At 71.5% G+C, this 14,751-nt stretch carries 11 protein-coding genes; 4 read left to right on the top strand and 7 right to left on the bottom strand.

Annotated elements, in window-relative coordinates:
* Window positions 1-40 precede the first annotated feature (40 nt).
* Window positions 41-943, bottom strand: coding sequence for a LysR family transcriptional regulator (locus tag PV734_RS34490; RefSeq protein ID WP_319293435.1), 903 nt, complete (start codon window positions 941-943; stop codon window positions 41-43).
* Between the two features lie 94 nt (window positions 944-1,037).
* On the opposite strand from PV734_RS34490, the gene PV734_RS34485 reads away from it, so the two are divergent.
* The gene (locus PV734_RS34485) at window positions 1,038-2,048 is read left to right on the top strand and encodes a DMT family transporter (RefSeq protein WP_319095804.1); all 1,011 of its coding nucleotides are present in this window, start codon (window positions 1,038-1,040) and stop codon (window positions 2,046-2,048) included.
* A gap of 13 nt (window positions 2,049-2,061) precedes the next feature.
* On the opposite strand, the gene PV734_RS34480 is transcribed toward PV734_RS34485, so the two are convergent.
* The 4 genes from PV734_RS34480 to PV734_RS34465 all read right to left on the bottom strand — a co-directional run bounded on the left by PV734_RS34480 (window position 2,062) and on the right by PV734_RS34465 (window position 6,492).
* Window positions 2,062-2,799 (bottom strand): 3'-5' exonuclease, encoded by a 738-nt coding sequence (locus PV734_RS34480; RefSeq protein ID WP_319095805.1) that lies wholly within the window; start codon window positions 2,797-2,799, stop codon window positions 2,062-2,064.
* Between the two features lie 111 nt (window positions 2,800-2,910).
* Complete coding sequence (locus PV734_RS34475; RefSeq protein ID WP_319095806.1) at window positions 2,911-4,149, bottom strand: SAV2148 family HEPN domain-containing protein; 1,239 nt, start codon at window positions 4,147-4,149, stop codon at window positions 2,911-2,913.
* A 114-nt stretch (window positions 4,150-4,263) separates the two neighbouring features.
* Window positions 4,264-5,592 carry a copper amine oxidase gene (locus PV734_RS34470; RefSeq protein ID WP_319293434.1) on the bottom strand — a complete coding sequence of 443 codons (1,329 nt, stop codon included), beginning with the start codon at window positions 5,590-5,592 and terminating at the stop codon, window positions 4,264-4,266.
* A 78-nt stretch (window positions 5,593-5,670) separates the two neighbouring features.
* Window positions 5,671-6,492: a Tat pathway signal sequence domain protein gene (locus PV734_RS34465; RefSeq protein ID WP_319095808.1), complete on the bottom strand. Its 822-nt coding sequence runs from the start codon at window positions 6,490-6,492 to the stop codon at window positions 5,671-5,673.
* A gap of 192 nt (window positions 6,493-6,684) precedes the next feature.
* Between PV734_RS34465 and glgX the strand changes: the two genes are divergently transcribed.
* The 3 genes from glgX (at window position 6,685) to PV734_RS34450 (ending at window position 12,874) form a co-directional block, all read left to right on the top strand.
* On the top strand, window positions 6,685-8,823 hold the full coding sequence (gene glgX, locus PV734_RS34460) for a glycogen debranching protein GlgX (RefSeq protein ID WP_319293433.1): 2,139 nt from the start codon (window positions 6,685-6,687) through the stop codon (window positions 8,821-8,823).
* 90 nt (window positions 8,824-8,913) lie between these two features.
* Window positions 8,914-11,310 (top strand): malto-oligosyltrehalose synthase, encoded by a 2,397-nt coding sequence (gene treY, locus PV734_RS34455; protein WP_319095810.1) that lies wholly within the window; start codon window positions 8,914-8,916, stop codon window positions 11,308-11,310.
* Between the two features lie 304 nt (window positions 11,311-11,614).
* On the top strand, window positions 11,615-12,874 hold the full coding sequence (locus PV734_RS34450; RefSeq protein ID WP_319095811.1) for a M14 family zinc carboxypeptidase: 1,260 nt from the start codon (window positions 11,615-11,617) through the stop codon (window positions 12,872-12,874).
* A gap of 39 nt (window positions 12,875-12,913) precedes the next feature.
* Here PV734_RS34450 and PV734_RS34445 read toward each other — a convergent pair whose 3' ends face one another.
* Together PV734_RS34445 and PV734_RS34440 are read right to left on the bottom strand one after the other, a co-directional pair.
* Window positions 12,914-13,372 carry an SSI family serine proteinase inhibitor gene (locus tag PV734_RS34445; RefSeq protein ID WP_319095812.1) on the bottom strand — a complete coding sequence of 153 codons (459 nt, stop codon included), beginning with the start codon at window positions 13,370-13,372 and terminating at the stop codon, window positions 12,914-12,916.
* On the bottom strand, window positions 13,369-14,733 hold the full coding sequence (locus tag PV734_RS34440) for a M14 family zinc carboxypeptidase (protein WP_319095813.1): 1,365 nt from the start codon (window positions 14,731-14,733) through the stop codon (window positions 13,369-13,371). The genes PV734_RS34445 and PV734_RS34440 overlap by 4 nt, the downstream gene beginning before the upstream one ends.
* Between the last annotated feature and the right edge of the window lie 18 nt (window positions 14,734-14,751).

The raw sequence follows: 14,751 nt of genomic DNA, 5'->3' as shown, positions 1-14,751 counted from the left end.
GTGGCTTGTAGCGCAGTCCCCCGCGCCCCTGAAAGGGGCGCTACTCCTTGGCCTTGATTGCCTGTGCTGCTCTGACCAGTTCCGTCAGTACGGTTCTTACCGCCCTGCGGGCCGTTCGTTCCGGGCGGTGGAGGGCGTCGATGCGGCGTCTGACCTGGACGCCGCTGAGGGGCTTGAGGACGAGAGCGGGGTGCGGGCGGGAGGTCCAGCGGGGCATCAGGGCGATGCCTCCGCCGGCGGCCACCACCTCCGCCGCCACCGTGAACTCGTTGATCCGGTGGGCGAGACGGGGACGACGGCCCGCCGCCGTGGCGATGGCCTCGATCGTCGCGATGATCGGGAAGCCGTCGTGCACGGCGATCCAGGGCTGGTCGGCCACATCGCCGGGGGTCAGTCGTCCTTTGGCGGCGAGCGGATGGTCGGCGGGCATGGCCACGTCGAGGGGTTCGCGCAGCAGCGGGGTCGCCGTCACCGTGCGCGGCCAGGGCGGGGCGTGGTCCAGACGGTGGGCGAGGACCAGGTCGTACTCCCGGGTCAGCGACGGGAAGTCGTCCTGCGTGACGTCCTCGTCGGCCAGGGCGAGCACCGGCCCGTCCGGTCCGGCGAGGGCCCGCAGCAGCAGCGGGAAGAACGCGGCGCCCGCGCTGTGGAACGCCGCGACGGACACCTCCCCGTCCGGCCGGTCCAGGAACTCCTCGACGGTGTGCCGGGCCCGCGCGAGCGCCGACTCCACCTCGGCCGCCGCGCCCGCCAGCGCCTGCCCGGCGTCGGTCAGCACCAGCCGACGCCCCTGCCGCTCCGTGAGCGGCACCGGGATGGCGCGCTGGAGCAGCCGCAGTTGCTGCGAGATGGCCGAAGGGGTGACGAGCAGGGCGTCGGCGACCGCGGTGACACTGCCCAGCTCACCCAGTTCACGCAGGATCCGCAGCTGACGTTCGTCCACGGGGTGAGTGTAGACGGACCATGTAGTAAAGCTAAAAGATTGTTGAAGAGACTGGGCCTGGGCTTCAGAGTTGTCGCCGGTGCACTGTGGTCGCGTGTCCGACTCCCGCCGTACCGACGCGGTACTCCTCCTGGTCGCGCTCGTCTGGGGTTCCAGTTATCTGTCCGCCCAGACAGCGACCTCCGCCCTGCCCGTCCTCGTGGTCCTGTTCGCGCGTTACGCCCTCTCCGCGCTCGCCTGTCTCGGCCTGGTCGCCGCCGGGCGGGGCACGGGGCCGAAGCGGGGCGGTGGTCTTCGTCTCTGGACCAGGGAGGAGGTGCGGGCCGGGCTGCCGCTCGGGATGACCCAGGCCGCTGTCCTCGTCGTGGAGACGTACGGGGTCGCGCACACCACCGCCGCCAACGCGGGCCTGATCATCAGCCTGACCATCGTGCTCACCCCTCTCCTCGATCGCGCCGGACACCCAGGTGGGCTGCCTCCGGCCTTCTACGCCGCCGCCGGCCTCTGCGTCCTGGCCGTCGGCCTGCTCATGTCCGGCAACGGCTTCCACGCACCGCGTCTCGGTGACCTGCTGATGCTGGGCGCGGCCCTCGTACGGGCGGTCCATGTGGCCCTGGTCGGACGCCTCACCACAGGCCGGCCGATCCGCCCCCTTCACCTGACGACACTGCAGACCGTGATCGGCACGGCCCTGTTCCTGCCGGCCGCCGCCCCCGACCTGCCGACGCTGGTCCGCGCCGACACCGGGACCTGGACGCAGCTGCTCTATCTCGCCCTGTTCTGCAGCGTTTTCGCGTTCCTCGCCCAGACGTGGGCCGTGCAGCGCACCTCGGCGAGCCGGGCCAGCCTGCTGTTGGGCACGGAGCCGATCTGGGCCGCGGCGATCGGTATCGCCCTGGGCGGCGAGCATCTGACGCCGCTCACGGCGCTGGGCGCGACGCTGATGGTCACGGGTACGTACTGGGGGCAGTCGGTGGAACGGGCTCACCGTGCGCGCCGTCTGGCGCCTGCGAGGGTTTCGCCCCCGCCGCCCCTACCCGTCCCTCCCTCAGAGGGGGGACCCCCACTGGGGGCTGCGCCCCCAGACCCCGCCTGTCGGCCTTGAAGGGGCCTCGTCCTCAAGCGCCGGACGGGCTGGGGGTGCCGCCCACCATCTCCCGTATCGGCCACGTCCCGTCCACCGCCGCGTCCGTCTCTCCCTTGCGGCGCAGGAAGCTCTGGAAATCGGCCGCCCACTCCGCATACCACTCGATCTGACGCCGGTGCAGTTCCACCGGTCCCAGTCCCGCGACCTTGGGATGCCGTTCGGCTATCGCGCACGCCAGCCGCGCCGCGGCCAGGGCGTCCGCCGACGCGTCGTGAGCCGCGTCCAGTGGTACGCCGTACTCCCTGCACACCGCTTCGAGGTTGCGCTTGCCGCGCCGGTAGCGGTCGACGGAGCGGTCGATCGTGTACGGGTCGATCACCGGCGCCGGCTCCAGACCGCCCAGCCGCTCCCGCAGGGACGGCAGGCCGTGCCGTCGCAACTCCGCGGAGAGCAGGGTGAGGTCGAAGTTCGCGTTGTAGGCGACCACCGGTACGCCCGTCTTCCAGTACGTCGCCAGTACGTCCGCCATCGCGTCCGCGACCTGGTCGGCGGGCCGGCCCTCGCTGGTGGCGCGCTCGGTGGTGATGCCGTGCACCGCCACCGCCTCCGCCGGGATCTCCATCCCCGGATCGGCCAGCCATTCGCGGTGGCCGAGCGGCTCACCGCCCCTCACCTCGATCACCGCGCCGGTGACGATGCGTGCCTCGCTCGGATCCGTCCCGGTCGTCTCCAGGTCGAAGCCGATCAGCAGCTCATGGTGCCAGCCCATGCCTGGCCCCCCTTCCAGCCTTCTTGGTGGTGCTTTCCCCCAGTGGTCTCCACGATCCCATGAGCCACTGACAATCAGAGGACCGCATTCCGCTTGAGGAGGACCGGCAGGTCAGGACACCGGACGTGAATCCGCCCAGGCCACCTCGAACTCCTCGCGATATGTCGGGAAGAGACCGATCTCCTCCGTCTCGCCCGACTTGACCAGTCGGCTCCCACCACGCAGCACCAGCACCGGTGCCTCCATCCCCCGCGTCCTGCGCAGATACGTCTGCACTATCGCGACTCCGTCCGAGCCGTCCCCGTCGACGAGGTAGGCCGTGAAGCGGGGTGTCTCGTCGAAGACCTGGATCTCGAAGGCGCCGGGGTCACGCAGACTCGACCGCACCCGGCGCATGTGCAGGATGTTCATCTCCACCGCACGGCTCAACTCGCCGCGCTTGAGGCCGAGTTCACGCTCGCGCCGTTTCACCGCGCTGGACGCGGGGTTCAGGAACAGCAGGCGTACCCGGCAGCCCGACTCCGCCAGCCGTACCAGTCGCCGCCCGGAGAAGTTCTGCACGAGCAGATTGAGGCCGATTCCGATGGCGTCGAGGCGACGCGCGCCGCCGAATATGTCCTCGGCCGGGAACTGGCGCATCAGCCGCACCCGGTCGGTGTGTACGGCGACCACGTCCCCGTACCGCTCGCCCACCAGGTCCTCGACCGCGTCGACCGGCAGACGGCGCGCGGAGGGCACGTCACCGCCCGCGCCGAGGGTCTCCAGGAGCTTGCCCGAGGCCCGCTCGGCCTGATTCAGGACGGCTTCGGACAGGGCCCGGTTGCGGGAGACGACGTTACGGGTGACCTCCAGCTCGTCCAGGGCGAGTTCGACGTCACGGCGCTCGTCCACGTAGGGCTCGAAGCAGGGCCAGTGCTGCACCATCAGCTCGCGCAGCTGGGGAAGGGTCAGGAAGCTGAGGACGTTGTCGTCGGCCGGGTCGAGCAAGTAGCCCTTTCGGCGGCTGACTTCACGTACGGCGACCGCGCGCTGCACCCACTCCTGGCCGGCCGGCCCGGCGGCGGCGACCACCCACTCGTCGCCGTGGACGGGTTCGTAGATGGGGCGCAGAACAGCGGCCACGACCGCGCGCAGCCGCTGTTCGACCAGGTTCAGCCAGATGTAGGCCCGGCCGGCTCGCTGGGCGCGTGTACGCACCTCGTGCCAGGCGTCGGCGTCCCAGTCCAGTTCCGGTCCGATGGAGCCCGTTTCCATCGGCCGTGCCAGGGACACCGCACCGGGCGGGACCTCTGTGGAGTTCCCCTCGTGACTCTCGTCACCAGGGGGCAGCTCCAGCCCTCCCGACCCCACCCGCGTACCGCCTTCCGCTCCCCCGAGCTCTCCCCGTGGCCGGTCCCGGCCAACGATCAAGGAAGGGTACTCCGGGAGCGGTCAGCGGTGCAGCAGGATGGACAGGGTCGTTTCTCAACTACCGCTTTCGACATGACCGTTCTGGTCGGCGAGGGCGGCCGGAGTGAGCGGATTCATAGCCGTGACATCGCGCGGGGCGATGGAGAAGCCCTGCCAGTGGACGGGCATGGGCTGCTGGTCCTCGTCCCGGGCTATGTGGTGGAAGCCCACGTTCACCCAGACCATCGGGTGGGTGAGGGTCTGACCGTTGACCCATCCGTCGACGGATGTCTTGGCGCCGGCACCGCAGTTGCCCAGGTTGTCGCTGGCGAACTGCTCGCACTTGTTGTACTCGGTGAAGTAGACGTCGTGCCGGGTGTAGGTGCGGCCGGGGTACTTGTTGGTGGCGCCGGGGACGATCTCGTACGACCGCGCGTGGCCGTCCTTGTTCTTGCCGGTGGCGCTGACCACACGCCACCAGCGCATGTTCTTGGCGTCGCCGGCGAGTTCCTTCTTGACCTGGGTGCGGGTCGTCTTGTTGGTCGGCCCCTCCTGGCCGTTCGCGGGCGGGCTGACCACGGAGTCGTACTGCTCGACCTTCCCCTTGGAGGAGCCGTCGAGGCCGAAGTCGAGCCGCCAGAAGACGTTGTGGCTGTGGCTGGTGGCGTACGCCTTGGCGCCCTTGCCTATGGGCCAGCCGCGGCCGTCACCCGCGTCGTAGTCCTCGGGGGCGAGGCTGCCGGTGGCGCCGATGTTCATGTTGACGGTGCCGTCGTCCTGGAAGCGCCACTCGGTGATGTACTCGTACCAGCCGACCTGGTTGACGGTGTAGACGAGCAGGTCCTTGCCCTGGGTCTGGTAGACCTTGTTCGCGGTGTCGCCCTGCATGCGGTAGGCGTGGCCACGTGAACGGGTCGTGGTGCACAGGCCCTTGACGTTCTCGTTCTCCGGGTCCCAGGCGTCGGGCACCTTGACGGTCTTGATGGTGCCGCCGGGGCACTCACCGGCCGCCAGGTTCATCAGGCCCTGGCCGAAGCCGGCCCCGGTGAGGTCCTGGTACTCGGCCTTTCCGTCGTCGTAGGGGACGTGTATCTGGCCGAGCCGCGCGGAGTTGAGCACCTTGATCGGCCGGGCCTCGCCCGGGGGCTGGTACGAGATGTTCTCCAGGACGAGCCCGGCCTCGCTCTCGTAGCGGTAGCACATCCGCCAGGTGGTGCCCGTGGCGAGCTTCTTCTCGATGCGGTAGGGCGCGCTGCACTCGGCGGGCGGCACGGGTCCGGCCTTCGGCTGGGCGACGGCCGGGCCCGCCGCCGAGGTGAGGCCGGCGGACAGGGCGACCGCGGAGAGGCCGACGAGCCCGACCGTCGCCCGCCCTCGGGTACGGCTGTTGTTGTTGACGCGCATGAAGTCGTGACTCCCTGGAGAGAGCTGGGGAAAGTAAAAGGAGGTTGAGAAGTGAACCGAGGGCCGCTCGCCCAGGGGTCAGCCGAGCTTGGCCACCTTGCGGGCGCTCAGGTCGATCACGATCGACCTGGCGTCGATCCACGACCCGTTCTTCACCTTCGGGAAGAGCCGCACACAGCGGTGGTCGCCGCAGGTGTCGAGTACGGCGGGCTGGGCGCCCGGCGTGGCCCGGTACACCATGCTGGTGACGAGCAGCTGGTCCGGCGAGGTGAGTTCCGCGCCGGTGGCGTCCTTGTAGTCGGCCTTCAGGCCCGCGCCCAGGGGGTCGGCTATCAGGAGCGCGGTCGCCTCGGCCGTCTCGGCGCGGCTCAGGGGCGGCTGTACGCCGTGCTGGGTGCCGGTCCGCTCGACCTTGCCGGTGTCGAGGTTGACGGTCCTGGTGACCAGGGTGTCGTCCTTGTAGTCGTAGTACGACACGTCCGCGCGCCGCGGCGCGTTCGGGTCGTCGACCTCGGTGGCCTCGGGCTCGGCGAGGTCGATGGCGAGCCGCTGCGGGCCGCGCTTCCCCTCGACGTTCTCGCTGGAATCGAACAACTGCCGGTTCAGGGCGATCCGCTCCACCCGCGCCGTCTCACCGTCGGTGAGCGGATCGCGGCCCGTGCCCTTCTCGCCCTCGGCGGGCACCTGCTCGACGACCCCGGGCGGTGCCACGGCCTGCTGCCCCGCGGACTCTCCGGTGCCGTCCGTACTCGCCGTGCTCCCGGCGGTCCCGGTGCCTCCCGACTCGTCGGCACCCGCCGCTCCCGGCAGCGTCACCGCGATCATGACGGCCGTACCGGCCACCGCGATACCCGTCCCCGCCACCACCTTGCCCAGGTGGCGGCGCACGATCTTGCGCACGTTGTCCCCTTACTCCCCCTCACTGCCCAGGGAGTACGTGAAGAAGGAAATGTTTTGACGCACCCGCGTATGCGGGTACGCACTGGTTCGACCGGTAAGAGGGACGTAAGTCGTAGGTGGTTCCATCACTTTCGGGGAGACTCGGAGGGGAGCAGGCCCCGGCGGCGGACCACAACTGAAAGAGTCGAGCGCATGCAGGTCTGGCCAGGAGAGGCGTACCCACTCGGTGCCACGTACGACGGCGCCGGCACCAACTTCGCGGTCTTCTCGGAGGCCGCCGACCGGATCGAGCTGTGTCTGCTCCACGACGACGGCTCGGAGACCGCGGTGGAACTTCGGGAGAGCGACGCGTTCGTCCGGCACGCGTATCTGCCGGGCGTGATGCCGGGCCAGCGGTACGGCTTCCGTGCGCACGGCGCGTACGCGCCCGAGCGCGGCCAGCGGACCAACTCGGCGAAGCTGCTGCTCGATCCGTACGCGAAGGCGATCAGCGGTGCGGTCACCTGGGGCGAGGAGGTGTACGGCTACCACTTCGACGAGCCCGAGCGGCGCAACGATCTCGACTCGGCTCCGCACACGATGTCGTCGGTCGTGGTGAACCCGTACTTCGACTGGGGCGACGACCGGCGCCCCCGCACCGAGTACCACCACACGGTGCTCTACGAGGCCCATGTGAAGGGCCTGACCATGCGCCACCCGGCGCTGCCCGAGGAGCTGCGCGGCACCTACGCGGCGCTCGCCCACCCCGCGATCATCGAACACCTGACCGGACTAGGCGTCACGGCACTGGAGCTCATGCCGGTGCACCAGTTCGTGAACGACCACCGTCTGGTGGACATGGGCCTCAACAACTACTGGGGCTACAACACCATCGGCTTCTTCGCCCCGCACAACGCGTACGCCTCCTGGGGTGACCGCGGCCAGCAGGTGCTGGAGTTCAAGTCGGCGGTACGGGCGCTGCACGAGGCCGGTATCGAGGTCATCCTGGACGTGGTCTACAACCACACGGCGGAGGGCAACCATCTCGGCCCGACCCTGTCCTTCCGGGGCATCGACAACGCGCAGTACTACCGGCTCGCCGAGGACCAGCGCTACTACATGGACACCACGGGCACCGGGAACTCGCTGCTCATGCGGTCCCCGCACGTACTCCAGCTGATCATGGACTCGCTGCGCTACTGGGTCACCGAGATGCACGTCGACGGCTTCCGCTTCGACCTCGCGGCCACACTGGCCCGGCAGTTCCACGAGGTGGACCGGCTGTCGTCGTTCTTCGACCTGGTCCAGCAGGACCCGGTGGTGTCCCAGGTGAAGCTGATCGCCGAGCCGTGGGACGTGGGCGAGGGCGGCTACCAGGTGGGCAACTTCCCGCCGCTGTGGACCGAGTGGAACGGCATGTACCGCGACACCGTACGGGACATGTGGCGGGGCGAGCCGCGCACGCTCGCGGAGTTCGCCTCGCGGCTGACGGGGTCCTCTGACCTCTACCAGGACGACGGCCGACGCCCGCTGGCATCGATCAACTTCGTGACGTGCCATGACGGTTTCACCCTCAACGACCTGGTGTCCTACCACGAGAAGCGCAACCTGGCCAACGGCGAGGACAACCGGGACGGCGAGAGCCACAACCGGTCCTGGAACTGCGGTGCGGAGGGTCCGACGGACGACCCCGACGTCCTCGCTCTGCGGGCACGCCAGCTGCGCAACTTCATGGCGACGCTGATGCTGTCCCAGGGGGTGCCGATGATCAGCCACGGCGACGAGTTCGCACGCACCCAGGGCGGCAACAACAACGCGTACTGCCAGGACAACGAGATCTCCTGGGTACCGTGGCCGAACCAGGACCAGGACCAGGAGGAGAACGAGCACGAGAACGCCGAACTGCTCGACTTCACGCGCGCGATGGTGTGGCTGCGAAGGGACCACCCGGTCTTCCGCAGGCGCCGCTTCTTCCACGGCCGCCCCGTGGAGGGCACCCACGACGAGCTGTCGGACATCGCCTGGTTCACTCCGGCGGGCGAGGAGATGGTCCAGCGCGACTGGGACTCGTCACAGGCGGGCGCGCTGAGCGTGTTCCTCAACGGCAACGCCATCTCGGAGCCCGGTTCCCGCGGGGAGCGCATCGCCGACGACTCGTTCCTGCTGATGTTCAACGCCTCGCCGAAGACCCTGGAGTTCGTGGTCCCGGTCAACCACGGCCGCCAGTGGCAGGTCGTGGTCGACACGGCCCTCCCGAAGGGTGTGGCACCGGGCACGGGCGCGAAGGTCGCCGCGGGCGACCGGCTGACCCTCCTGGACCACAGCCTGACGGTGCTGCAACGCCCGGCCTAGGGCCCTCCACGCGCGCGTGGAGGGCCGTTTCGGTGACCGTACGCAGGAGTCGATGACACGAAAGGCGGTGGGGCGGGTACGTAGGTTCCCATGACATCTGAGCGTTCTGAGCCGGTCGTGCCGACGGCCACCTATCGGCTGCAGCTCCAGCCCGCGTTCCCGTTCGGTGCCGCGGCGGACGCCGTGCCGTACCTGGCCTCGCTCGGCGTCTCGCATCTGCATCTGTCGCCGTTCCTCGAGTCCGTGCCGGGTTCGACGCACGGCTACGACGTCGTGGACCACGCGCGCGTGCGCGGTGAACTCGGTGGCGAGGAGGGGCTGCGCGCGCTGGCGCGTACCGCGCGGGAACACGGTCTCGGCCTGGTCGCCGACATCGTGCCCAACCACATGGCGATGTCCCCGCGTCACAACCGCCCCCTGTGGGAGGTGCTCCGGGAGGGCCCCGGGTCACCGTACGCGCGGTGGTTCGACATCGACTGGGAGGCGCAGGACGGGCGCCTGCTGCTGCCGGTGCTCGGGCAGCCGCTGGGCGCGGAGTGGGAGCAGCTGAAGGTCGAGCGGTGGCAGGACGCGCACCTGGGGTACGAGGGCCACGTCCTGCGCTACTACGACCATGTCCTCCCCGTGCGCGAGGGCACCGAGAAGCTGCCGCTGCCGCAGCTCGTCGACGCGCAGTGGTACCGCCCGGCGTGGTGGCGGCTGGCGCGCACCGAGCTGAACTACCGGCGGTTCTTCAGCATCTCGGAGCTGATCGGGGTGCGCGTCGAGGACCCCGAGGTGTTCGCGGCGACCCACGGGAAGCTGCTGGAGCTGCTCGCGGACGGGGTGGTGGAAGGGCTGCGGGTCGACCATCCGGACGGGCTCGCGGACCCGGGCGGGTATCTGCGCCGGCTGCACGAGGCCACCGGGGGCCGCTGGACGGTGGTCGAGAAGATCCTGGCCGACGGGGAGCACCTGCCGGCGGCCTGGCCGGTCGCGGGGACCACCGGATACGACGCCCTGCGACACCTGGACGGCCTGTTCACGGACCCGGCGGGGGCGGGCGAACTCCTCGGCCAGTACCGCCGGTTCGCGGCCCCGCAGGCCGACCGGGGCGGGCACTGGGAGGCGACGGTACGGCGGGCCGCGTACAAGGTGGTGACACACGAGCTGGCCACCGAGGTGGACCGGCTGACCCGCGTGGCGAGCCGTCTCTGCGCCGCCTCTTCCGACCCCGCGCTGCGCGACCGTGCCCCCTGGGCCCTGCGTACGGCGCTGCGCGAGCTGCTGGTCCGTCTGGAGGTCTACCGCCCCTACACCCCCGGGGACACGGCCTCCGTGGTCACCGAGGTGGCCGCCGCGGAGGCCCGACTGGCGTTCGCCGTCCCTGAGGAGGGCGAGGCCGTGGACGTCGTACGGGACCTGCTGCTCGGGCGGGTCGCGGGCGGGGACGCGAACGACCCCGAGCAGGTGGAGTTCCGGGACCGGTTCGCGCAGACGTCGTCGGCGCTGCGGGCCAAGTCCGTGGAGGACACGGCGTTCTACCGCTATGTGCCGCTGCTGTCGGCGACCGAGGTCGGCGGCGGTCCTGGCAGCCCGGCGGTGTCCCCGGAGGACTTCCACGCCTACTGCGCGCGCGTGCAGCGCGACTGGCCGGCCACGGGGACAGTGCTGTCGACGCACGACACCAAGCGCAGCGGCGACGTACGCGCGGCGCTGGCCGTACTCACCGAGTGCCCGCAACGCTGGGCCGACGTCCTGGCGGAGGTCACGCGCACCGGTGAGGGGCTGCCCGACGCCCAGCTGGCGTGGGCGGCCTGGCAGACGGCTTTCGGCCTGGGCCCGGCGGACGCGGAGCGTGTCCAGGGCGCCCTGCTGAAGCACGTCCGGGAGGCGGGCCTGCACACCGCCTGGACGGAGCAGGAACCCGCGTACGAGGAGGCGGTGGCGGCGTTCGTGGCGGCGGGCCCGTGCGGGGCGCCAGGCGAGCACGTGGCGGCGCTGCGGGGCGCCCTGGAGCCGTACATCCGGGCGAACGTCCTGGGCGCGGCTCTGGTCCATCTGACGATGCCGGGGGTACCGGATCTCTACCAGGGCACGGAGAGCGAGTACCGGGCGCTGGTGGACCCGGACAACCGCCGTCCCGTCCGGTTCCCTCCCGAGGCCCCCGGGGAGAAGGACGGGCTGACGGCGACGGCACTGCGGCTGCGCGCGCGGCGTCCGGTGGTGTTCGGCGACACGGCGACGTACACACCGCTCGTCGCGCTGGGCCCGGCGGCGGCGCACTGTGTGGCGTTCGCGCGCTCCGGGGAGGTGGTCACGGCGGTCACCAGGCTGTCGTCGCGGCTGGCGGACGCGGGCGGCTGGCACGACACGCGGTTGCCGCTGCCGCCGGGCCGGTGGGCCGATCTGCTGTCCCCGGAGCGGGAGTTCACCGGGCACGCGCACGTGGAGGAGCTTTTCGCGCGGCTGCCGGTGGCCCTTCTGGAGCGTGTCGGCGAGGAGTGACGGCCGGGGGCGTGAATCCTTCGACGCACGCCTCTACGAGCGCTCAGGCGCCCGGCGTACAGCAGCGCACGCTCGGGCGCGCAGGTGTGGCTACGGCGTGTGGTGGTGAGCGCCTTCGCCGGGCCGTGCGGGGGCGTCCCGCGCGGCAGACGTCCCTGCCGACCGTTGCCGCCGACCGTGCTCGTCCTCGCCGTCGGGGGTGAATGCTTCTTGGCGCCCCCTGGAGCCGCCCCCGCTACATCCTTGACAGTTCCTGGACGCCATGGGGTACTGCGGATTGCGACGCCGGGTGGACCAGACGGGGGTGAGTCTCCTGCCGGAGCTGCGTTACCCCAGTGTGAACGAACTCGTTTCGTCCGCACGGGCGCTGGCCGCTCACCGGCCGGGTCTGTGCACCTTCACTCAAGTGGGCTCCTCCCGCGCGGGACGGCCCCTGCATCTGCTCTCCGTGGGCCACGCACGACGCGCCGTGCTCGTCGTCGCGGGCGCCCACGCCAACGAACCCACGGGGGGCTCCACGCTCCTCGCACTCGCGGAACGCACCGTGCACGACCGCGGGTTGCGGGCGGACACCTCATGGCACTTCCTGCTGTGCGCGGACCCGGACGGTGCCAGCCTGCACGTCACTCCGGCGCCACGCAGCCTGCTCGACTACCACCTCGGCTTCTACCGGCCCGCCGGTCCCGAACAGCCGGAGTGGGCGCCCTCCGTGCTGCCGCCCGACCGGCTGCCGCCGGAGACCCTCGCCCTGACCCGTGTCATCGACGAGGTGCGGCCCTATCTCCAGGTCACCCTGCACGGCACCGACGTGGGCGGCAGCTGGGTGCAGCTGACGAAGGACGTCCCCGGGCTCGCCGAGCCGTTCGCCAAGTCGGCGGCGGAGCTGCACATCCCGGTCGAGACGGGTGCCTCGGACGCGGCCGGCTGGCCCGCGTCGGGGCCCGGCGTGCACGTGATGCCGGCGCCGGGCACGGACGCGGCGTACCCGAGCATGCCGGACGACGCCCGGCACAGCACCTGGTACCACGCGCACCGGTACGGCGGTCTGACCGCGATCGTCGAGGTGCCGATGTGGGCGAGCGACCTGGTGGACGACCCGGCCCCGCATCCGGCGCCGGCGGCGGCGATACGCCGGCTCGCGGGCCGGCTGCTGCGGGACGGCACGGAGGTCGAACGGGTCCTCGCCGACGCGCGGCCCCGTCTGACGGACGCCGAGGGACCACTGCTGCGAGCCGCCGAGTGGGCGCTGGAACTGGTACCCGGGCTGGCCGCCGACTGGACGCACACACCACCCGCCGACACGACGATGGCGTACGTCGGCAGCGTGGACGCGTTCGGCCGCCGGCTGCCACTACGGGCCGCCGCGATGCTGCTGCGGGTCCTGCGGGAGACCGACGACCGCGCGGCACCGCGCCTCGAACACCTGGTCGCCGCCTGGAGCGAGGCCTTCATGGTCCGCTTCCGGGCGCGCTGGGTGCCGTTGGACCATCAGGTCGAGCACCAGGCCCGTACGGTGGTGGCCGCCGCACGGCACGCGCGCGAGGGTGCCCCTCGGAGGGGTTAGGCGAGCCGGTTCGCTCCGTCAGGGCACCCTCCCCGGCCGCTACAGGGCGAACACCGCCCCGGTCCTCGCCCCCAGTTCGCATCCGTTGGAGAAGGTCCTGTCGTACTCCCGCGGGCGCCCGTTCCATTCGCCCCGCGCGTGCACGGTGACGGGCGAGTACAGCATCGGGCAGAGGGTCTTCCTCGGCGGGATGCGGCCGATGTCGCCGTCCGCCGCCGCGAGGTCCGCACAGGCGCGGGCGGCCTGCGCGTGCCCCTGGGGCGGGTCGCACAGCACCAGCGTGCCGCGGGTGTCGCCGGAGCCCGGCTCACCCCGGCTGACGGTGACGTAGAGCCAGTTGTCCCGGACGTCCTCCCGGGTGACCGCCTGGGCGGGCACGGAGCCCGCGACGAGGAGGCCGACGGCCAGCAGGGCCCCGCGCACCACGCGGGCGGTGCCGACGGCCTTGTTGACTCGTCCGGGTTCGGTCGTGTTGCCGGTACTGATGGTGTGGGTCATTCCCTGTGCATCGGCACCGCGGTCCCCGCACCCCACCCCGACTCACCCGAACGGGAGCCCACGCGCGCGCGGCGGCCCGCCAGTTCGAACGCGGCGAGCGCCACCCGCGACTGGTACTCCACCTGACGGGCGACCGGAATCCAGCGCGCCCCGCAGCCGTCGCGGTAGTCGGCGCACCACTCGTCGATCAGTCCGTCGAGCGCGCACAGGACGTCCGCGGCTCCCGGACCCGCGCCGCGCGCCAACTGGTGCAGCAGCCCCGCGGTACGCAGTGCCAGCCGCCGTCCGGCGATGCGCAGGGTGGCCAGGTGGGCGTTGCTGAGCGGTGGCAGCCGGCCCGCGGTGCCGTCGTCCGTGTCGGGGTCCCAGGCGTCGGCAAGACCCGGGCAGACCATCAGATATTCGTCCACCGGGGCGAGGAGACGGTCCGCGTCGGGCACGCGCACGAGGTGGGGCCGCAGCCGGCCGAGGACCACCTCCAGGTACCGCGTGTCGTGCCGCAGCGCGTGGCTGACGGTGCGCAGCACCGCGTCGGCGTCGACGGGCGGTGTGTCGTCCTCCACCGCGGCCACGCCCCACATGGGCGCCTCGACGATCGCCGTCACCGTGCCGTGCCGGTGCGGGTGGAACCAGGTCGACTCGACGGCGGCCTCCGTGATGGCCGCGGCCAGGTCGCCCGGTACCGGGGGCGGGATCCGGTGCACGGCGGGTCCCAGACTGGGCCAGTACAGGGTGTCGTACGGGCCCAGCTCGCGCGGGATGCCGAGCCGGGCCGCCGTCTGCTCGACGCGCTGCGGGAGACCCGGCAGGTCGCGTGTGAGTTCCACGAAGCCTCCGCCGACGTCGACGCCGTGCAGCGAGCACTGGAAGAACGGCCGCAGCTCGTCCTGGACGGCGAGCAGCGCGCGGGTCTCCGGCAGGGCGGCCCCGGCCGCGCCGTCGGGCAGCCACTCGGGCTGTTCCAGGAAGCCGGGCCGGAAGAAGTTCCGGAAGTGGTGGCCGAGGGTGAACGGACCCGAGAGCCAGCCCTCGTTGCGGCGCGAGCCGTCGGGGTCCAGGCACAGCAGCAGGTTCCAGGTGGCGTCCGCGCGGCGGGTCGGCCCGGGGTCGGCGAGGGCCCGTTCGGCCAGCCGGAGGGCGGTCGCACCGCCTACGGGCTCGTTGGCGTGCGGTCCGGCGACGATCAGGGCCTGCCGGCTGCCGTGCCCCACGGAGAGCAGCCACAGGGGCGTCCCCTCGCGCGAGGTGCCGATGGTACGCAGCCGGGCGTCGGCGGGATGACGGGCGACGAGCGCGGCGGCCCGGTCGGCCAGCTCGTCCACGGACGGGTAGCGGAGGAGCGGCGACAGGGCAACCTCCACAGCGGGGCCGTCGTTTCA

The sequence above is a fragment of the Streptomyces sp. AK08-02 genome (genome assembly GCF_033795085.1).
Classification (GTDB): Bacteria; Actinomycetota; Actinomycetes; order Streptomycetales; family Streptomycetaceae; genus Streptomyces; species Streptomyces echiniscabiei.
Note: the sequence above shows the minus strand (reverse complement) of the source record. Positions and strands in the feature narration are given on the sequence as shown.

Coding starts and splice junctions, on each gene's coding strand:
- treY (WP_319095810.1), top strand. CDS start 8,914: ATGACATCTGAGCGTTCTGAGCCGGTCGTGCCGACGGCCACCTATCGG.
- glgX (WP_319293433.1), top strand. CDS start 6,685: ATGCAGGTCTGGCCAGGAGAGGCGTACCCACTCGGTGCCACGTACGAC.
- PV734_RS34470 (WP_319293434.1), bottom strand. CDS start 5,592: ATGCGCGTCAACAACAACAGCCGTACCCGAGGGCGGGCGACGGTCGGG.
- PV734_RS34480 (WP_319095805.1), bottom strand. CDS start 2,799: ATGGGCTGGCACCATGAGCTGCTGATCGGCTTCGACCTGGAGACGACC.
- PV734_RS34445 (WP_319095812.1), bottom strand. CDS start 13,372: ATGACCCACACCATCAGTACCGGCAACACGACCGAACCCGGACGAGTC.